The following is a 20544-nucleotide window of genomic DNA, read 5'->3' on the forward strand; positions in this document are numbered from 1 at the left end:
CAAAATGTAATCGTGCTTGGTTTATTAAGACTGATGAAACCTACGCTCAACAGATAATTAATTCTGTTACCCATAACTGGGAACAGATAAGATCAATTTGTAAAATATTAAAAGAATAGTTCTTGATTCTCATTAAATCAGCTACTAACAGCCGATTTTCATATAAAAATCTTCTCTATATTTTATTATTATCAAGTTGGAATATGAACTTTTTCATTTATAAAGCAAATGAAAAAGGAAGAGAATTATCCTAAATAAAAAACACACAAAAAAACAACAAATATCAATTAGCAATGAAAAACAAATTATTCACATTAGCATTTTTGTCTCTTGGGCTTTCTGTATATGCTCAGGTAGGGATTGGAACAAGTGATCCTAAAGCTACTCTTGATGTGGTAGGCTCTCCATTGGACACAAACAAACTTGATGGTGTTATTGCGCCAAGACTTACGGGAGTTCAGCTTAAAGCTAAAAATTATACAGCAGCCCAGACAGGAGCCATTGTATATGTCACTGTAGCTGAATCTGGACCAACAGGTCAAACTGTAGATGTAATAACACCAGGATACTATTTTTTCAATGGTACAAAATGGGGAAATTTAAATGAGAATTGGCGGACAGTAGGAAACTCTGGAACAACTGCTGCTACAGCTGCTTTAGGTTCTGATATTTCTACAGGAAATTATCTTGGAACGAGTGATGGGCAAAATTTAATTCTGGCTACTCAAAAAAATGTAAAAGCGATATTGGATATCAACGGCACATTACAAGGAGGAAATGCAAACACTGCGACAGGATCTTTTGCTTCTTTTACATGGGGATCCAATAACGTTTTAGCAAACAGTACTTCCTCCAATGTTGCATTAGGAAAAGATAATACCGTTTCTGCGCAGGGAAATTACCCGGCGGTAGCTATCGGATTATCAAATAAAGCCAGTAATGGAGCAAAAGTAATCGGGAATTCCAATACGGCAACAGGTGCCAATAATCTAGTACTAGGGAATTCGAACACTGTGACAGGAATTACCGGTTTAACGGTAGGGAATAATAACATAAACGGTGGCGGAATTGTTATTGGAACAGGAAATAATGCATCCACTAATAATATTGCGATTGGTACCGCAGGCAATGCTTCAGGAATAGAAGCTATGACGATAGGGTTTACAGGAACGGCACTTGCAGGACAAACGGTTTATGCTAATAAAGCCCATGTCTTCTTTAATAAAGGAAATGCTGCTAATTCTATTCTCGGAGTGAATATGATTCCTACCGCAGATACGGCTTCAGGGGCAGCCATTCAGATCAAAGGAATCACTAATCCGCCTTCATCTTCTTGTACGTCTGCAGATGAAGGAGCGATTCGCTACAATTCTTCAACACGGGTACATGAAGGGTGTAACGGAAAAGTATGGAGCCCTATGTACTAATCAAAAATAAACACAAAACTAAAAATAAAAAGAAATGACCAGAAAATTATTCGAAAAATTAGCTGCAATGCTTATGACATTGGTATTGTCAGCAGTAGTTTTTGCACAGCAAGGATATGAACCCATCAGAGGAATGGGTGTAGAAGCGAAACCTGTAAATAATTCAGGGATTTGTTTGGCATGTTACAACGGAAGTATGAATCCAGTGGTAGATGCCAATCTGGATAATAAGGTGAGTATGGGAAATTTTGCTTCTCTTGTGAGTGGAAATGGGATATCTGTTAAAAATAACAATACATCATATCCTGCAGGTTATATCACTGGATTTAATGTTGATTTGGGCACAAGTTTTATCACAGTAGCTCTTTTAAATTCGTTAAAAATCAGTACATATAAAAATGGAGTTCTCCAGGAAAGTACAACCAGTACTACGTTGGCTTCAGTACCTGCATTTGGAGGAACTAAAAATAGAATCTTTCTGCACTTTAAAACTACAAGAGAATTTGATGAAGTGAGATTGTATCAAACCAATGTTCTTTCTGTATTCAGTTCAATGAATGTGTATTATGCATTCGCATTTGATCCGGCTAAAGTTCCTACAGAGAACAATGGTATCTGTGATGATATTATTGCGGGAAGCGGGGTAGATGGTAATATTTCTGGAGACAGTAGTTTCCTTGCTCCTCTTTCTTATGTTGAAAATAAAGAAAATATAGGTGATGGAAATAAAAATTCTTTTGGGAAAATTGTTCTTCCTATCGGGATTATAGGATCTTATTCCGTAGGAGTTTTGGATAAAAACCAGATATACCCTGCAGGAAACAGAACAGGATTTGTAATAGAGCCGGATGATCAGGGAAAACTATTTAGTGCCGAGTTCCTGAAAAATATCACAATTGAGACTTATTTATTTGGTGAACGTCAGGAATCCAGACAACTGTCTGACGGAGGAGGCTTGATAAATATTAAAGTTCTTGGCTACGGTTCAGGAAAACAAAAATTAACACTTACAACCACTAAACCATTTAATGAAGTAAGGCTTAAGATTACTCAGACTATAGGATTTAATTTTGGTGCAATGAAAGTGTTCTATGCATTTGAAGAGCCGGTTTCTTGTGAATGTGATGATAAAATTCAGACAAGTGGGTCTTCAGTACCCGGAAATTTAGTATCAGGTGGAAGCTGGACATCCGGACCTGGAATTTTCGGACTTATTTTGGCTAAAATGATCAACCCTGAAGCAATTGTAGATAACAACCCTTCAAATTATGCAACAGCAACGGTGCCGGCAGCATCTGTTTTCAGTATTTTTTCAGCGTATGCAACCGTAAGCAGTAACTCAATATTGCCTGCAAATACAATGGCTGGATTTACCGTAGAAAAAGCAGGGAATCTTCTCGGTGTAAGTGTTCTGGAAAATATTACAGTTACACTATACAATGGAAATACGGCAACAGATACCTTTACAAGCTCCGGAAGTTTAATTAGCGGGAACTTCTTTACAACGAATTCTAATAAATTTTACGTAGGTGGTAAAGCAACAAGACCTTTTAACCGTATGAAAATTACATTCAATAGCGGGACAGCGGTTCGTATACCTCAGAATTATTATATCTATAATGCTTTTGCAAGCAAAGATGATGATAATGATGGTGTTCCGAACTGTTTTGATCGTTGTCCGGGAGGAGATGACAGTATAGATAATAATGGTAATGGTATTCCTGATTGTGCAGAAGGATGTACAGCGGTGAATGACAAATCTCCGGCATTAGATACAGATGGAGACGGTATTGTGGATGCATGTGATATGGATTCGGATAATGATGGTATTCCTGACAGTGTTGAAGATTTTGATCATAATGGAAAGTTCCAGGATGATGATGCTGAAGGAAATATTGTAATAACTTCAGTTCTTGGTGACTCTGTTCCGAATTACCTTGATCTGGATTCCGATAATGACGGTATTCTTGACCTATTCGAATCAGGAATTCCTGCCTCAGTAATTAACCAGATTGATACAGATCGTAATGGTATTATTGACAGCAATATTCCGGTAGGGAAAAATGGTATTGCTGATATTCTTGAAACTTATCCTGATTCCGGAGTGTTGAAATATACGATCAGAAACACAAATGGGGATGATAAGCCTGACTTCCTGGATGTAATGTCTAATGGTGTAGACCTTGATCTTTACTTGATAGGAAAAGGTAATTTGGATACATTAGGCGGCGGCTTTATTTCTACCATTGATGATAAAGATAAAGATGGTATTCAGGCTGTTGTAGATACTGATCTTGTAAAAAGAGGGGCTCCAAACTCTCCGCTTTCTCCGTACGCAAGTTCACTAAAAACTGCTACAGCTTCCGCTAGAATTACTGGTTCTGTAGATGTTACCGGAGCGGCTAATGATGTTAAGGTATATCCGAATCCGGTGAAAGCCGGTGAAAACCTTATGGTTTCATCAGCAGAAGAAGGTGTTTATACTTTATTTTCATCAGAAGGAAAGGTGGTTAAAACTGATAAATTTACAGCACGTACAGGTATTGATACCTCTTCATTGCCAACGGGAATCTATATCATTAAGGTTGAAACAAAATCAACAGTGAAATCTTATAAGGTTATCGTTCAATAAAACCATAACAAAACCTAATATGAATAAGGGCTGCTCAGAAATGAACAGCCCTTATATTTTTTAAAACCCTCAAAATGAGGATGATTTATTTGTATTTGTGGATAACTTTTTGTATCTTTGCACCTCTTTTGGCGCGAAAAATTGTTTATAAATTTATAAAATACTGAAAATCAACTCTTTCATGTGTAAAAGCATGGAAGGGATTTCGTGTTTATAGATATTATGGATAATACCGTCTCAAAAGTAAGAAAAATATTTTGCATTACGCTGTGAAAAGATATACCAGTGTTGCAGTTAGAAAGAGCCAAGTGCAAAGTTAAAAGACTCTAAGGTCCTTCGTGAGCGCCAAAAACACTTTTACCTTTTTACTTTTACCTTGTTTCTTGTTCTTTTCTGATATTTTTAAATGAATCAAAATATTTTTTAACCCTTTCTTAAAAGTTTTATGAGTAAAACAAAATCAACAACTCAAGGAAATCCGAGAATTAATTTCTCATCAGCGAAAGGAAAAATCATCACTCCAGACTTTTTGGATATCCAAATTGAGTCTTTCAGAGAATTTTTCCAGCTTGATACACTTCCTGAAGCCAGAAAGACAGAAGCTCTTTACAAGACTTTCCAAGAGAATTTCCCAATTACGGATTCAAGAAACCAATTCGTATTAGAATTCCTTGATTATCTGGTAGATTCTCCACGTTATTCAATCGATGAGTGTGTGGAAAGAGGACTTACTTATTCAGTTCCTCTAAAAGCAAGACTTAAATTGTACTATACTGACCCGGAACACGAAGATTTCCAAACAGTGGTTCAGGATGTATATTTAGGTCCGGTTCCTTACATGACTCCTTCTGGTTCATTCATTATCAATGGAGCAGAGCGTGTAATCGTAACTCAGTTACACAGATCTCCGGGTGTATTCTTCGGACAGACTTACCACGCTAACGGAACCAAACTTTACTATTCAAGAATTATCCCTTTCAAAGGATCTTGGATGGAATTTACAACCGATATCAACAGCGTAATGTACGCGTATATCGACCGTAAGAAAAAGTTACCATTAACAACTTTATTAAGAGCTATCGGTTATGAATCTGATAAGGATATCCTTCAGATCTTCGACCTTGCTGAAGAAGTAAAAGTTTCTAAAGCGGCACTTAAAAAAGTGGAAGGGAGAACATTGGCTGCGAGAGTATTGAACACTTGGTTCGAAGACTTCGTAGACGAAGATACAGGTGAAGTAGTTTCTATCGAAAGAAACGAAATCATCTTAGACAGAGAGACTATCCTTGAAAAAGAACATTTAGATCTTATCCTGGATGCTGGTGTGAAATCTATCCTGATTCACAAAGAAAACAGCAATGAATTCTCTATCATCCAGAATACATTACAAAAAGACCCTACAAACTCTGAGAAAGAAGCAGTAGAGTACATCTATCGTCAGTTAAGAAACGCAGATCCGCCAGATGAGGAAACTGCAAGAGGAATCATTGAAAAATTATTCTTCTCTGAGCAGAGATATTCATTAGGTGAAGTAGGACGTTACAGATTAAACAAAAAGTTAGGTCTTAACATCCCAACTACCACTGAAGTTCTTACAAAAGAAGATATTATCGCTATCGTAAGACACTTAATCGAGCTTGTAAACTCTAAAGCGGAGGTGGATGACATCGACCACTTATCAAACAGAAGAATTAAAACTGTTGGTGAGCAATTAGCAGGACAGTTCGGAGTAGGTCTTTCAAGAATTGCAAGAACAATCAAAGAGAGAATGAACGTTAGAGATAACGAAATCTTTACTCCACTTGACCTTGTTAATGCTAAGACTTTAACATCTGTAATTAACTCGTTCTTCGGTACCAACCAGCTATCTCAGTTCATGGACCAAACCAACCCTCTATCAGAGATCACTCACAAGAGAAGATTATCTGCACTAGGACCTGGTGGTTTATCAAGAGAAAGAGCAGGTTTCGAGGTTCGTGACGTTCACCACACTCACTATGGAAGAATTTGTCCGATTGAAACTCCGGAAGGACCAAACATCGGTTTGATTTCATCTTTAGGTATTTATGCAAAAATCAACAACTTAGGTTTCATTGAAACTCCATATAGAAAAGTAGAAGATGGTAAGATTAATCTTAACGCTGATCCTATTTATCTGAATGCAGAAGACGAAGAAGACAAAGTAATTGCTCAGGCAAACGTTGAATTGAGTGATAATGGTGATTTCTTAACAGACAGAATTATTGCAAGACTAGATGGTGACTACCCGGTAGTTGAACCAGCTCAGGTTAACTTAATCGACGTTGCACCAAACCAGATCTCTGGTATTTCCGCTTCATTAATTCCATTCTTGGAGCATGATGATGCGAACCGTGCATTGATGGGATCTAACATGATGCGTCAGGCAGTTCCTCTATTGAAGCCACAGGCTCCGGTTGTAGGTACAGGGCTTGAGCAGCAGGTTGCAAGAGACTCTAGAATCTTAATTAACGCTGAAGGTACAGGTACTGTAGAGTACGTAGATGCTGACAGAATCGTTATTAAATATGAAAGAAGCGAAGACGAAGATTTAGTACAATTCGAGTCTGCTACTAAAACATATAAGCTTACTAAGTTCAGAAAAACTAACCAGAGTACAACAATTACCCTAAGACCAAATGTAAGAGTAGGTGATGTAGTGGAGAAAGGACAGGTACTTTGCGACGGTTATGCTACTGAAAAAGGAGAATTAGCTCTTGGTAGAAACTTAGTAGTAGCGTTCATGCCTTGGAAAGGGTACAACTTCGAGGATGCTATCGTAATCAACGAAAAAGTTGTACGTGAAGACTGGTTTACTTCAATCCACGTAGATGAATATTCATTAGAAGTTCGTGATACTAAATTAGGTATGGAAGAACTTACTGCTGATATTCCAAACGTATCTGAAGAAGCTACTAAAGATCTTGACGAGAACGGTATGATCAGAATCGGTGCTGAAGTGAAGCCTGGAGATATCATGATTGGTAAAATTACTCCAAAAGGTGAATCTGACCCGACTCCTGAAGAAAAACTTCTTAGAGCAATCTTCGGTGATAAAGCTGGTGATGTAAAAGATGCATCATTAAAAGCTGACTCTTCACTAAGAGGAGTTGTTATCAACAAGAAATTGTTCTCTAGAAACATTAAAGACAAAAAGAAAAGAACTGAAGAAAAACTTAAACTTGAAGAGATTGAAAACACTTACAAGGCTAAGTTTGATGACTTGAGAAACACTTTAATTGAAAAGTTAAATACACTGGTAAGCGGTAAAACTTCTCAAGGGGTACAAAATGACCTTGACGAAGAGATCATCGGTAAAGGTGTGAAGTTTACGCACAAGTTATTAACTTCAGTTGAAGATTATGTAAACGTTAGCGGTTCAGACTGGACAGTAGACGCTGACAAGAATGAATTGATCAAACAATTGATTCACAATTACAAAATCAAATATAATGACATTCAGGGAGTTAAAAACCGTGAGAAATTCGCAATTTCAATCGGAGATGAGCTTCCAGCAGGTATCATGAAGTTGGCTAAAGTTTACATCGCTAAGAAACGTAAACTGAACGTAGGGGATAAAATGGCAGGACGTCACGGTAACAAAGGTATCGTATCAAGAATCGTTCGTGAAGAAGATATGCCATTCCTTGAAGACGGAACACCAGTAGATATCGTATTGAATCCACTAGGGGTACCTTCTCGTATGAACATCGGACAGATCTATGAAACAGTTCTTGGATGGGCTGGTCAGAAACTAGGAATGAAGTTCGCTACGCCAATCTTTGATGGAGCTAGCCTTGATCAGATCACTGAGTATACTGAGAAAGCAGGTCTTCCTAAATTCGGTCACACTTACCTTTATGATGGTGGTACCGGAGAAAGATTTACACAGGCAGCTACAGTGGGTGTAATTTACATGCTGAAACTGGGGCACATGGTAGATGATAAGATGCACGCACGTTCTATTGGTCCTTACTCATTGATTACTCAGCAGCCGTTAGGAGGTAAAGCTCAGTTCGGTGGTCAGAGATTCGGAGAGATGGAGGTTTGGGCACTTGAAGCATTCGGTGCATCTAACATCCTTAGAGAGATCTTGACTGTGAAGTCGGATGACGTGATTGGTAGAGCAAAAACTTATGAAGCAATTGCAAAAGGTGAGTCTATGCCTGAACCAGGTATTCCAGAATCATTCAACGTATTACTTCACGAGTTACAAGGACTTGGACTTGACGTAAGACTTGAGGAATAATTTTAAATTTTGAATGCTGAATTTTGAATGAATTCGAAATTCTTAAATCCAAAATTTATAATCCAAAATCTAAAATCTAAAAAATGTCAAATAAAAATAAATCAAGTAGATTTAATAAAATAACCATCGGTTTAGCTTCACCGGAGTCTATTTTACAAGACTCAAGAGGGGAGGTTTTAAAGCCGGAAACTATTAACTACAGAACTCACAAGCCTGAAAGAGACGGGCTATTCTGTGAGAAAATCTTTGGTCCTGTAAAGGATTACGAATGTGCTTGTGGTAAATACAAGAGAATTCGTTACAAAGGGATCGTTTGTGACCGTTGTGGAGTAGAAGTTACTGAGAAAAAAGTAAGAAGAGAGAGAATCGGGCACATCAACCTTGTAGTTCCAATTGCACACATCTGGTATTTCCGTTCATTACCAAACAAAATCGGATACCTTCTTGGAATTCCTTCTAAGAAATTAGATATGATCATCTACTACGAAAGATATGTAGTGATTCAACAAGGTATTGCTAAGAAATTAGACGGTTCTGATTTCGAGAACATGGAATTCCTTACAGAAGAAGAATACCTTGATATCATGGAAACTCTTCCTGTAGAAAACCAGTATCTTGATGATTCTGATCCAAACAAATTCATCGCTAGAATGGGTGCTGAAGCTGTTGAAGATCTATTAAAAAGAATCGATCTTGATGCATTGTCTTTCGACTTGAGACATAAAGCTCACAACGAAGGTTCAAAACAAAGAAGAACTGAAGCTCTTAAGAGATTGAACGTTGTAGAAGCATTGAGAGGTGCTAATACAAGAATGATCAACAGACCAGAGTGGATGATCATGCGTGTACTTCCTGTTATCCCACCAGAACTAAGACCATTAGTTCCATTGGATGGAGGACGTTTCGCAACTTCTGACTTAAATGACCTTTACAGAAGAGTTATTATCAGAAATAACCGTTTGAAGAGACTATTGGAGATCAAAGCTCCTGAAGTAATCTTGAGAAACGAGAAGCGTATGCTTCAGGAATCAGTAGATTCATTATTCGATAACACAAGAAAATCTTCTGCAGTAAAATCTGAATCAAACAGACCATTGAAATCACTTTCTGATTCATTGAAAGGTAAGCAAGGTCGTTTCCGTCAGAACTTGCTAGGGAAAAGGGTTGACTACTCTGCGCGTTCGGTAATTGTTGTAGGTCCAAACTTACAGCTTCACGAATGTGGTATCCCTAAAGATATGGCAGCTGAGCTTTACAAACCGTTTATCATTAGAAAACTAATCGAGAGAGGTATTGTAAAAACAGTAAAATCTGCGAAGAGAATTATCGATAGAAAAGAACCAGTAGTTTATGATATCCTAGAAAACGTGATGAAAGGTCACCCGGTACTATTGAACAGGGCACCTACTCTTCACAGACTTGGTATTCAGGCTTTCCAACCTAAGATGATCGAAGGTAAAGCTATCCAACTACACCCGTTAGTAACGACGGCATTCAACGCCGATTTCGATGGTGACCAGATGGCGGTACACTTGCCGTTAGGACCAGAAGCGATCCTTGAAGCTCAGTTATTGATGTTAGGTTCTCAAAACATCTTGAACCCGGCAAACGGTTCTCCAATTACGGTACCTTCTCAGGACATGGTTCTTGGTCTTTATTTCATGACTAAAGAATTAAGCTCTACTGAAGATATGAAAGTAAAAGGTGAAGGTCTTGCTTTCTATTCTCCTGAAGAAGCGGAAATCGCTTATGCAGAAGGTAGAGTTTCATTAAATGCTAAGGTAAGATGTAGACTACCAATTAAAGAAGACGGACAAATCGTAACAAGATTGATCGAAACTTCTGTAGGTAGAATCTTATTCAACCAAATTGTACCTAAGCAGGTAGGATATATCAATGAACTTCTTACTAAGAAATCATTGAGAAACGTTATCGGTAAGATCCTTGCTGATACAGATTTCCCTACAACTGTGAAGTTCTTGGATGCCATGAAAGATCTAGGATATTCAAATGCATTCAAAGGAGGTCTTTCTTTCTCACTTGGGGATATCGTAGTTCCTGTTGAGAAAAAGCAGATGATTGCACAATCAATCGAAACTGTAGACGAAATTAGAGCTAACTATAACATGGGTCTAATTACTGATACAGAACGTTATAACCAGGTAATCGACGTTTGGACAAATACCAACGCGGGATTAACTGAAATGATCATGAGCAGAATGAAAACTGACCAAGGTGGTTTCAACTCTGTATACATGATGCTTGACTCTGGGGCGAGGGGTTCTAAGGAACAGATCCGTCAGTTATCAGGGATGAGAGGTTTGATGGCGAAACCACAAAAAGCTGGTTCTACCGGTGCGGAGATCATCGAAAACCCGATCCTTGCAAACTTTAAGGAAGGTCTTTCCATCTTAGAGTACTTTATCTCTACCCACGGTGCTCGTAAGGGTCTTGCGGATACCGCTCTTAAAACTGCCGATGCTGGTTACCTAACCAGAAGATTGGTAGACGTTGCACAGGACGTTATCGTTACAGAAGATGACTGTGGAACATTAAGAGGAACTGAAGTTACTGCACTTAAGAAAAATGACGAGATCGTTGAAAAAATCTCTGAAAGAATCTTAGGTAGAGTATCTTTACATAATATTTATGACCCTGAATCTGATGAACTGATTGCTGAAGCAGATCAGGTAATTAATGAAGTGTTAGCTAAGAGAATTGAAGCAGCAGGATTAGAAGCAGTTGAAGTACGTTCTCCACTTACTTGTGAAGCTAAAAAAGGTATCTGTGCGAAATGTTACGGTAGAAACTTAGCAACAGGTAAGATGATTCACATGGGTGAAGCGGTAGGTGTAATTGCTGCACAATCAATTGGGGAACCAGGTACTCAGCTTACGTTGAGAACTTTCCACCAAGGGGGTACTGCAGGAAACGTATCAGAAAACCCATCTATCGTTGCAAGAAGAGATGGTATCGTTGAAATGGACGAAGTAAGAACAATTACTTCTGAAGATGAAAACGGTAATACAGCTGAGGTTGTGGTTTCTCGTTCAACAGAATTCAGATTAGTTGCTGATAATGAGTCTAGAACTCCATTAATGGTAGCTAACGTACCTTACGGATCGATATTATCTGTGAAACCAGGTGATAAAGTGAAGAAAGGAGATACAATCTGTAGATGGGATCCGTATAACGCGGTTATCATTGCTGAAACTTCAGGTAAGGTAGAATACGAGGATATCATCCAGGGTATTTCATTCCAACTTGAAATTGACGAACAAACAGGATTCGAAGAGAAAGTAATCTCTGAATCTAGAAATAAGAAAGCCGTACCTACCTTGAAGGTGGTAGATTCTAAAGGAGTTGAGCAAAAAGCATACAACTTACCGGTAGGAGCCCACTTAATGGTAAACGATGGTGAGAAAATTAAGGCTGGTAAAGTTTTAATCAAGATCCCAAGAAAATCTGCAAAAGCAGGGGATATCACCGGAGGTCTTCCGAGAGTTACCGAATTATTCGAAGCAAGAAACCCTTCAAACCCAGCGGTTGTTACTGAAATCGACGGGGTAGTTTCTTACGGAAAAATTAAGAGAGGTAACCGTGAATTGATCGTTGAAGCTAAAACTGGAGAAAGAAAAATTTACTTAGTTAAATTATCAAACCAGATCTTAGTACAGGAGAATGACTTCGTGAGAGCTGGTTCGCCACTTTCTGACGGTTCAATCACTCCAGACGATATCTTAAGAATTAAAGGTCCAACAGCTGTTCAGGAATATCTAGTAAACGAAATCCAGGAAGTTTACCGTCTACAGGGGGTAAAAATCGACGACAAGCACTTCGAAATCATCGTAAGACAGATGATGACAAAAGTATCTATCGTGGATGGAGGTGATACTCAATTCCTAGAAGGAGCTCTTGAGCACAAATATGACTTCTTAGAAGAAAACAACAGAGTATTTGGACTTAAAGTAGTAGTAGAAGCTGGTGATTCTAAAGAATTCAAACCAGGACAGATGATTACTGCAAGAGAATTAAGAGACGAAAACTCTAAATTGAAGCGTGAAGATCAGGCTTTAGTTGAAGTAAGAGAAGCTTTACCGGCTACTGCAACACCAGTATTACAAGGTATTACAAGAGCAGCTCTTCAAACTAAATCGTTCATGTCTGCGGCATCATTCCAGGAAACTACTAAAGTTCTAAACGAAGCAGCTGTAGCAGGTAAGATCGATGATCTTAACGGTCTTAAAGAAAATGTAATTGTAGGACACAGAATTCCTGCAGGTACAGGTCTTAAAGAGTATCAGAATGTTATCGTAGGTTCTAAGAAAGAATTCGAAGACCTTAACTAAAATTAATGATTTGAAATTTGGGATTTGAAATTATTTTTATATTTTCACAATCTCAAATTTCGAATTTTAAAAACATAATTTATAACAATGGACAACAATCAAAATCCACAAGACGGAAACATCAACATCGAATTAAACGAAATGGTAGCTGCTGGAATCTATGCTAACTTAGCATTAGTAAACCACTCTCCATCTGAATTTGTAGTAGACTTTATTCAGTTGATGCCAGGTGTTCAGCAAGCTAAAGTAAGATCAAGAGTTATTCTTGCTCCACTTCACGCTAAAAGAGTATTAAACGCTCTTCAACAGAACATCGCTAACTACGAGCAGCAGTTCGGAGAAATCAAAGAAGTTGAGCCTTTCGTATTAGGAGGAAACAACGTACAAGCTTAAGATTTTTCTTACAATAAATAAGATGCCCCGGTTTTTACCGGGGTATTTTTTTTACATTATACTTAATAGAAATTGATAAAGTTAATAAAGCACTTTAAAAGTGAAACCAGATTTATGAACGTTGATGGTGGTTTTTTTTTTTTTTTGCTCAATTATTAATATTACATTGTAAAATAAAAAATATTATATAAATATTTCAAATTTATATATTTGCTGTTAGAAAAAGTAGAAAAACATCAATATGATTAATAGTCCGTTTATTGTGAATAAATTTGGGTTTCTTGGCAGCGAATTTCTAACAGCGCTTCAGCAACATGCTGTCATTTCAAATATAAAAGCAAAAACAGAGATCATTAGGGAAGGGCAAAAAAATAAATACGTACCCTTTTTGATTAAAGGTTCTGTAAAAGTTTTTACTTTGAACGACGGACGAGAACTGATCTACTATTATATCAAAGAAAATGACAGTTGTTTGATGACTTTTTCTTCCATATTTACAGATTATACAAGTAGAGTATATGCCATTGCAGAAGAAGATTCTGAAGCGTTACTTATTCCTGTTTCTATCATCCATGAGTGGCTGATCAGATTTCCTGAAATCAATAAACTTTTTTATCGCGAATATGATCGAAGATTTTCAGAAATAATGAATATGGTAAATGATGCTGTTTTCCATAGATTGGATAAAAGAGTACTTAACTATATCAGACAACAGATTTCATCTACAGGAAAAAATCCTATCAAAATAACACATCGTGAAATTGCGAATAGCCTTGGAACTTCCAGAGAAGTAGTAAGCAGAGTTTTAAAAAAAATAGAAAGTGATGGCGAAATTATACAAACTAAAGAAGGAATCAAAATTACTGTAAATGAAGATGTTAGATTAGTCTAATTTATATTGTTTTAATAGTTTTGTTTTTATGATTGATAAAAACAATTTTTTGAGTGACTTTTGTCACCTATTTTTGAATTAATAACTTGATAAGTTTGTTATATCATAATTTAATTCAAATTGTATATGACAAAAGCTTTCTTGTTTTTATCAGTACTTTCGTCAGGTTTTGCTTTCTCTCAGGAAGATCTGCTGAAAGATATTGATACCATAAAAACCAATACTGAAATTTCACAACCGGCATTTAAAGCCCTTCAGATCGTTACCGGGCAATCTACAAAACTTGCTGCAAAAAAAGAATGGTACGTTGTTATTGCACATCGTTTTGGGGATGTAAGTACAGGATTTAAAAACTTTTTCGGATTAGATAATGCCTCTACAAAATTAGGTGTTATTTACGGCATTACTGATGCTGTATCTGTAAGTCTTTCCAGAGAAACCAATATGAAAACCTTTGAAGGTGGAGTAAAATATAGATTGGTAAGACAAAACGATAACTTTCCTGTAGATATTGTAGGTTATCATGTAATGGCGGCAAATACGGATCTGGACAAAGACACTTATCCGCATCTTACATTCACCGACAGACTTGCGTATCTTACTCAGGCATTGATTTCGAGAAGATTCAGCGACAAATTTTCTATGCAGTTTACTCCTTCTTACGTTCATAAAAACCTTTACGAGCCCAATATTGAAGATAAAAATCAATTTCTCGCAGGATTGGGCGGACGCTATAAAATTTCAAAAAGAGTATCTCTGAATGCAGAATATTTTGTGAATTTCGACAATCACAGTTTCTATAAAAATCCATTATCGCTGGGAGTAGATATAGAAACCGGTGGACATATTTTCCAGCTTTTATTTAGCAATTCCCAGATCAATTCCGATATCGGATATCTTACAAACGCATCTGGAAATTGGGGAAAAGGACATATTTTCTTTGGGTTTAATCTTTATAGAGTTTTTTAATATGAAAAAGTTAATATACCTAATGACAGTATCCTTGGCAATGATAATAATTGCCTGTGAGAGCAGAACATATGAAGACATTTCAGATAATACTCCTATAACGGTTCCTGTAAACTACACTGAAGATGTAAAACCGATCATAGAAAATAATTGTATAGGATGTCACTCTATTGGAAGCTTTAAACCATTGGCAAATTATGACCAGGTAAAAAATAATATAGAAGGTATTCTGGATAGGATTCAAAGAGCAAATGGCGACCAGCAGAAAATGCCGAAAGGAGGTTCACTGTCTGCTACACAAATCAATATTTTTCTTAAATGGAAAGCCGATGGACTCATTGAAAATTAAAAAGATTTAATATGAAAAAAACATTATTACTGGGTATATCACTTTTTGTAAGCTATACCTATGCTCAAAAATACAGTTCTAAAACAGGGATTGTCAACTTTGAAGCTTCTGTGCCTTTATTCGAAGATATATATGCTTCTGATGATAACAATCTGGTGGTTTTAAATGCTGATAATGGAGAGATAGCATCAATTTCTGTAGTTAAAAATTTTCATTTTAAGACTAAATTAATGGAAGAACACTTCAATGAAAGTTATGCTGAAACAGCCAAATATCCAAAAACAACGTTCAAAGGTAAGATTATCAACTTTGATTCTGGAAAACTAACTTCCACTCCACAAAAATATACTATTCAAGGTACCCACAATTTTCATGGAGTAGACAAAGCTGTTACTTCTGCGGCAACCATATACGCGAAGGACGGTAAAATCTATGTGCAGGGAAGTTTTGTGGCAAAACCGGCAGATTATAAAGTTACAATTCCTAAAATGGTAACAAAGAAAATTGCAGAAAGTGTAAATGTTGAGTATAAATATATATTGACGAAACAATGAAAAACTTAATTCTATTAATAGGCATTTTCTTAAGCTCACTTTTAACAGCTCAGGAAAAAACAATATTTGATATAGCAAGATCCGGAACTGTAACTGAAGTTCAGAATTTGATGAAGCAAAACCCTGATGTGGTAAATCAAGTTAATGAAGGTGGCTTTTCACCTCTCATTCTAGCTTGCTACCGGGGAAATATAGAGGTAGCAAAATTCCTGATAGATCATGTAAAAGATGTAAACTATAAAAGCAGAGAGGGAACAGCATTAGCAGGGTTGGCAGTAAAGTATAACAGAGAACTTACAGAAGCTTTGTTGAAAAGAAATGCAGATCCCAATATTGCAGATGCTACAGGATATACTCCATTATTCTGGGCAGTGAAATTTGGAAACAAAGAATTGGTGGAACTGCTTCTCAAATACAAAGCAGATAAATCAAAAAAAGATTCAATGGGAATGACTCCTTTTGAATATGCATTACAGACAAACAACAAGGAAATCATTAATCTCTTAAAAAATTGATATGAAAAAAACTTTACTAACACTAAGTTTAGCTCTAGCAAATTTTGCCTGGGCACAGTTTTCATCAGGAGTAGTCAATCTACCGGCTACTTCTATGACGGTGAAATTAGATACAACTCCTACAGGAGTAACACTGACATTGACAGGTGACAGTAATTCAATGCTTGGGATCGGTTTTGGAACTTCGGGGATGGCAACAGGAGCTGACGGGTTTATATATAATTCTTCTGCGAATAGAGATTATATATTTACAGGTTTGGGAAATCCTCCTAATGCTGATCCTTCTCAGGACTGGACAGAAATCTCTAACACTGTAGCTGGAAGCATCAGAACCATTGTGGCGACAAGATCACTTTCGGGAGGAACCGGAGATTTTACTTTTCTTAATACTGCCGGAACAATTAATATATTTTATTCAAGGAAATCAAGTCCTTCAATAGGTTATCATGATGTAGGAAGAGGATATGCAACATTAACAATGACAGCAAGCACTTTATCAACAAATGAAGTAGCTTCCAATGACAAAAAAGTGAATGTTTATCCTAATCCGGCAAAAACAAATGTGAACTTTAAAAACTTCGATAAAATAAAATTAGTGGAGATCTACGAAGCAACCGGAAGAAAAGTAAAATCAGTAAACCCAGATAAAGAAAACTTTAATATTGAAGATCTGAAGCCAGGAAATTACTATCTTGAAATCAAACTTAAAGATGGAAGCGTTTCTTATGAGAAAATGATTAAAGAATAACTTTTTTTTAACAACTAAAATATTTAAAATAGTATCTCTTATTTTTCAGAGATACTATTTTTTGCATCTTTATGAACATCTTGAGATGCTTATAAATAAGGAGTTCGACTAATTTTTTTTATATTTGTTAGTCACCAGAATCTCCATGAAAGTTACTTTTGAAAAATACAATCCGATTTGGAAAGAACAATTTGAATCCATTAAAAAAGAACTGGAAAAGAGCATTGGTTTCTTACAGCCGGAAATAGAACATATCGGAAGTACTTCAGTAGAAGGTTTGTCTGCCAAGCCAATTATCGATATGATGATCGGTGTGAGAAATGAAACGGAATTAGATCAGATTCCACCTTTACTGCTGGGGAAAGATTATGTTTATTATGAAAAATATAACGAAGAAATGCCATACCGACGTTTTTTCATTAAGCTTACAGATAAACCTCAGATCCTAGGCTTTCCTGAAATTATTCATCCGGGTGATGAAATTCCTGAAGAATTACACAATCATCAGTTTCGTATAGCACACATTCATACCATTCCAACATCATCAGAACACTGGCTTCGTCACCTTGCATTTCGGGATTATCTTATGTCCCATCCAAAAGTCAAAGAAGAATATCAGCAATTAGAGGAAAACCTCAGTAAGAAAGAATGGATTGATGGTAATGATTATAATGACGGTAAAGATCCGTTTATCAAAAGAGAAGAAGAGAATGCCATTCGGTGGTATTTAAACAATCAAAAATAAATTACTTCCATGAGAAAAGATTTGAAGGAAATAGCAAGTCAATGGGCAATATCCAAAACGCTGAATGATTTTATAGAATATGGTGGGGTAGCAGCAGCGATTGAAACTTTGGACGGGAACGTATATACAGGAATCAGTATAGATACTGCTTGTTCTATGGGATTTTGTGCCGAGCACAGTGCTGTAGCGGAAATGTTGAAGAACGGAGAACGTTATATCAAAGCTGTTGTAGCAGTAGGAAATGATGGAAACGCTGTTCCGCCTTGCGGACGTTGCAGAGAACTGATGAGCCAGCTGTCCAAAGAAAATCTTAACGCAGTTATAGAAGTTAAAAATGGAGTTTTTGTAACATTAAAAGAACTGATGCCGTATGATTGGAAGGAAGATCTTGGCAGAGAATGGTGATTGTAAAGAATAATTTTTAAAATAAAGAGTAATGGAGTTTAAAACCTTAGCAAATGTAAGTATAGATGAGATTTTAGCAGTATTTAATTTGTCTTTTTCAGATTATATAGTTCCTTTTCATTTGACGAAAGAGATGCTTACCTCTAAAATTGCTGCTGAAAAACTGGATATGAATATTTCGGTAGGTGGTTTTGAAGAGGGAAGATTAGTAAGCTTTATTCTTCAGTCGGAAAAGGTGGAGAATGGGCAGAAAATTATTTATAACGGGGGAACAGGAGTTGTTCCGGAAAGCAGAGGAAAAGGTTTGGTTAGAAAAATGTATGACTTTATTATTCCTGCTTTAAAAGAAAGAAATGCAGATATATTACTGTTGGAAGTGATTGAAGGAAATGCAGGAGCAATCAGAGCTTATGAAAATTTAGGGTTTACGATTGTAAGAAAACTGCTTTGCTTTAGAGGAAATATTCAATCAGGGCAGGAAAATGCTGAGGTCACTATAAAAAAAATGGAGGAGTTCCAATGGGACAATCTTCATTCTTTCTGGGATATTGAACCTTCATGGCAAGGCTCACTTTATGTATTAGATCCTATGCCGAAAAATTATATCACTATAGGAGCTTATTCAGGTGAAAAACTGGTAGGATATATTATTTACAATCCCGCAGCAAGAAAAGTACTTCAGATTGCAGTTCATAAAGAATATAGAAAACAGGGAATTGGCAGCATGCTTTTCAGAGCTATTGATGATGGAAACCCTGTTGCCATTAATAATGTGGATGATATTTCTATAGAAACCAGAACATTTTTAGATCAGAAAATTGGTCTTGAAAACTGGTTGTCACAATTTGAAATGAAACGACCTATTTAATTGAATTCAAAAATAACAGGTTTTAATATACTTTTAACCTCTTAAACTTTTCAGGGAGCAGTAGAGAATGTAACTTTGTCGAAAATTTAAATAATGAAGCGAGGAATACATTTTTTACTGCTGTTTATTTCCTTAACGGTTTTTGCCCAGCAGGTAAATGTGGATACGGCTCAGGTAGTCGTTCCGGGCAGACAAAATAGTGTGGAAGCCCAATCAAAGCCATATGTAATCATGATCTCAACAGATGGTTTCCGATATGATTACGCAAAGAAATACAATGCTGAAAATTTGCTGAAACTTTCCGGCAACGGTGTAAAAGCTGAAGCAATGATCCCAAGTTATCCAAGTATCACTTTTCCCAACCACTGGAGCCTTATTACAGGAATGTATCCGGCACATCACGGTTTGATAGACAATTTTTTCTATGATTACAAGCGAAAGGAAACTTACGCAATGAGCAATAAAAAAAATGCAGAAGACGGAAGCTGGTACGGAGGAACTCCACTTTGGGGATTAGCTGAAAAGCAAGGGCTCGTATCTGCTTCACTAATGTGGGTTGGCTCCGCAAGTGATGCAGGCGGAATGAGACCTACCTATTATTATCCATATCACGAAAAATTTACACCGTCCGAAAAGGTAGAAAAAGTAGTGAATTGGCTGAAGCTTCCTGAAGACCAAAGACCTCACTTTATTTCTCTGTATTTTCCGGAAGTAGATGGCAGCGGACATCACTACGGTCCCGATACAAAAGAAACAGAAACAGCTGTTCATCTTATTGATCAGGCAATAGGAGAGCTTGTTCAGAAAGTCAATGATTTAGGATTGAAAAATGTCAACTTCGTATTCGTTTCCGACCACGGAATGATAAAAGTAGATGGAGGAGCTCCACTGGAAATTCCTGCTATTCTTTTCGATAAAAACAGATTCGATTTTTATAACTCTCAGACGCTTTTAAGAGTATTTGTTAAAAATCCGGATGAGGTAAAATCAGTTTACAAAGAATTAAAAGCCAATAAAACAGACGACTATGAAGTGTATCTGGATAAAAAGCTTCCTAAATACTTACACTTTGCAACAAAAGACGATCAATACAAGAGAATAGGACAAATCCTTTTATTACCAAAAGCTCCTAAAATATTTCTGGAGAAAGGAAAAAAGACATCTGTAGGAAAACATGGCTATAACCCAAGAACAGTTCCGGAAATGAAGGCTACTTTCTACGCTTGGGGACCGGAATTTAAAAACAATCTGGTAATCGATGAATTTGCCAATGTAAACGTTTATCCGCTGGTGGCTGATATTTTAGGATTAAAAATAGACCAGCCCATTGATGGAAAAATGAAAGTATTGAAAAAGATATTGAAAGAGAAAAAATAATAAATCATATTATAATTTCAAAAAATATAAAAGTTTCGGCGCACCAAAGATGCG

15 protein-coding genes are annotated in these 20544 nt (G+C 36.7%); all 15 read left to right on the forward strand.

Going from position 1 to position 20544, the window contains the following annotated elements; translation table 11 throughout:
• Positions 1-293 precede the first annotated feature (293 nt).
• The 15 genes from AC5YGG_RS12570 (at position 294) to AC5YGG_RS12640 (ending at position 20490) form a co-directional block, all read left to right on the forward strand.
• The gene (locus AC5YGG_RS12570) at positions 294-1427 is read left to right on the forward strand and encodes a phage tail-like protein (protein WP_496144813.1); all 1134 of its coding nucleotides are present in this window, start codon (positions 294-296) and stop codon (positions 1425-1427) included.
• Between the two features lie 34 nt (positions 1428-1461).
• On the forward strand, positions 1462-4059 hold the full coding sequence (locus tag AC5YGG_RS12575) for a T9SS type A sorting domain-containing protein (protein ID WP_496144814.1): 2598 nt from the start codon (positions 1462-1464) through the stop codon (positions 4057-4059).
• A 445-nt stretch (positions 4060-4504) separates the two neighbouring features.
• Positions 4505-8326 carry a DNA-directed RNA polymerase subunit beta gene (rpoB, locus tag AC5YGG_RS12580; protein WP_496144815.1) on the forward strand — a complete coding sequence of 1274 codons (3822 nt, stop codon included), beginning with the start codon at positions 4505-4507 and terminating at the stop codon, positions 8324-8326.
• Positions 8327-8409: 83 nt separating this feature from the next.
• Positions 8410-12675, forward strand: a complete 4266-nt coding sequence (gene rpoC / locus AC5YGG_RS12585) for a DNA-directed RNA polymerase subunit beta' (RefSeq protein WP_496144816.1) — start codon at positions 8410-8412, stop codon at positions 12673-12675.
• An 87-nt stretch (positions 12676-12762) separates the two neighbouring features.
• Complete coding sequence (locus AC5YGG_RS12590; protein ID WP_002976436.1) at positions 12763-13068, forward strand: DUF3467 domain-containing protein; 306 nt, start codon at positions 12763-12765, stop codon at positions 13066-13068.
• Between the two features lie 241 nt (positions 13069-13309).
• Positions 13310-13960 carry a Crp/Fnr family transcriptional regulator gene (locus AC5YGG_RS12595; RefSeq protein ID WP_496144817.1) on the forward strand — a complete coding sequence of 217 codons (651 nt, stop codon included), beginning with the start codon at positions 13310-13312 and terminating at the stop codon, positions 13958-13960.
• A 126-nt stretch (positions 13961-14086) separates the two neighbouring features.
• Positions 14087-14929 carry a DUF5777 family beta-barrel protein gene (locus AC5YGG_RS12600; RefSeq protein WP_496144818.1) on the forward strand — a complete coding sequence of 281 codons (843 nt, stop codon included), beginning with the start codon at positions 14087-14089 and terminating at the stop codon, positions 14927-14929.
• Between the two features lies 1 nt (position 14930).
• Positions 14931-15278 (forward strand): c-type cytochrome, encoded by a 348-nt coding sequence (locus AC5YGG_RS12605; protein WP_496144819.1) that lies wholly within the window; start codon positions 14931-14933, stop codon positions 15276-15278.
• Positions 15279-15289: 11 nt separating this feature from the next.
• Positions 15290-15832: a YceI family protein gene (locus tag AC5YGG_RS12610; RefSeq protein WP_496144820.1), complete on the forward strand. Its 543-nt coding sequence runs from the start codon at positions 15290-15292 to the stop codon at positions 15830-15832.
• Entirely contained in the window at positions 15829-16347 is a 519-nt protein-coding gene (locus tag AC5YGG_RS12615; RefSeq protein WP_496144821.1) for an ankyrin repeat domain-containing protein, read from the forward strand. The genes AC5YGG_RS12610 and AC5YGG_RS12615 overlap by 4 nt, the downstream gene beginning before the upstream one ends.
• A gap of 1 nt (position 16348) precedes the next feature.
• Positions 16349-17095 carry a T9SS type A sorting domain-containing protein gene (locus AC5YGG_RS12620; protein WP_496144822.1) on the forward strand — a complete coding sequence of 249 codons (747 nt, stop codon included), beginning with the start codon at positions 16349-16351 and terminating at the stop codon, positions 17093-17095.
• 145 nt (positions 17096-17240) lie between these two features.
• On the forward strand, positions 17241-17840 hold the full coding sequence (locus AC5YGG_RS12625; RefSeq protein ID WP_496144823.1) for a GrpB family protein: 600 nt from the start codon (positions 17241-17243) through the stop codon (positions 17838-17840).
• Positions 17841-17849: 9 nt separating this feature from the next.
• Complete coding sequence (locus tag AC5YGG_RS12630) at positions 17850-18245, forward strand: cytidine deaminase family protein (RefSeq protein ID WP_496144824.1); 396 nt, start codon at positions 17850-17852, stop codon at positions 18243-18245.
• Positions 18246-18276: 31 nt separating this feature from the next.
• Positions 18277-19113 (forward strand): GNAT family N-acetyltransferase, encoded by an 837-nt coding sequence (locus tag AC5YGG_RS12635; protein ID WP_496144825.1) that lies wholly within the window; start codon positions 18277-18279, stop codon positions 19111-19113.
• Positions 19114-19206: 93 nt separating this feature from the next.
• On the forward strand, positions 19207-20490 hold the full coding sequence (locus tag AC5YGG_RS12640; protein WP_496144826.1) for an alkaline phosphatase family protein: 1284 nt from the start codon (positions 19207-19209) through the stop codon (positions 20488-20490).
• The last annotated feature ends 54 nt before the right edge of the window (positions 20491-20544 follow it).

The sequence above is a fragment of the Chryseobacterium sp. CS2K3 genome, assembly GCF_059515185.1.

Excerpts from the sequence above, each read along its gene's own strand:
- AC5YGG_RS12570 (WP_496144813.1), top strand. The coding sequence starts at position 294 with ATGAAAAACAAATTATTCACATTAGCATTTTTGTCTCTTGGGCTTTCT.
- AC5YGG_RS12575 (WP_496144814.1), top strand. The coding sequence starts at position 1,462 with ATGACCAGAAAATTATTCGAAAAATTAGCTGCAATGCTTATGACATTG.
- rpoB (WP_496144815.1), top strand. The coding sequence starts at position 4,505 with ATGAGTAAAACAAAATCAACAACTCAAGGAAATCCGAGAATTAATTTC.
- rpoC (WP_496144816.1), top strand. The coding sequence starts at position 8,410 with ATGTCAAATAAAAATAAATCAAGTAGATTTAATAAAATAACCATCGGT.
- AC5YGG_RS12590 (WP_002976436.1), top strand. The coding sequence starts at position 12,763 with ATGGACAACAATCAAAATCCACAAGACGGAAACATCAACATCGAATTA.
- AC5YGG_RS12595 (WP_496144817.1), top strand. The coding sequence starts at position 13,310 with ATGATTAATAGTCCGTTTATTGTGAATAAATTTGGGTTTCTTGGCAGC.
- AC5YGG_RS12600 (WP_496144818.1), top strand. The coding sequence starts at position 14,087 with ATGACAAAAGCTTTCTTGTTTTTATCAGTACTTTCGTCAGGTTTTGCT.
- AC5YGG_RS12605 (WP_496144819.1), top strand. The coding sequence starts at position 14,931 with ATGAAAAAGTTAATATACCTAATGACAGTATCCTTGGCAATGATAATA.
- AC5YGG_RS12610 (WP_496144820.1), top strand. The coding sequence starts at position 15,290 with ATGAAAAAAACATTATTACTGGGTATATCACTTTTTGTAAGCTATACC.
- AC5YGG_RS12615 (WP_496144821.1), top strand. The coding sequence starts at position 15,829 with ATGAAAAACTTAATTCTATTAATAGGCATTTTCTTAAGCTCACTTTTA.
- AC5YGG_RS12620 (WP_496144822.1), top strand. The coding sequence starts at position 16,349 with ATGAAAAAAACTTTACTAACACTAAGTTTAGCTCTAGCAAATTTTGCC.
- AC5YGG_RS12625 (WP_496144823.1), top strand. The coding sequence starts at position 17,241 with ATGAAAGTTACTTTTGAAAAATACAATCCGATTTGGAAAGAACAATTT.
- AC5YGG_RS12630 (WP_496144824.1), top strand. The coding sequence starts at position 17,850 with ATGAGAAAAGATTTGAAGGAAATAGCAAGTCAATGGGCAATATCCAAA.
- AC5YGG_RS12635 (WP_496144825.1), top strand. The coding sequence starts at position 18,277 with ATGGAGTTTAAAACCTTAGCAAATGTAAGTATAGATGAGATTTTAGCA.
- AC5YGG_RS12640 (WP_496144826.1), top strand. The coding sequence starts at position 19,207 with ATGAAGCGAGGAATACATTTTTTACTGCTGTTTATTTCCTTAACGGTT.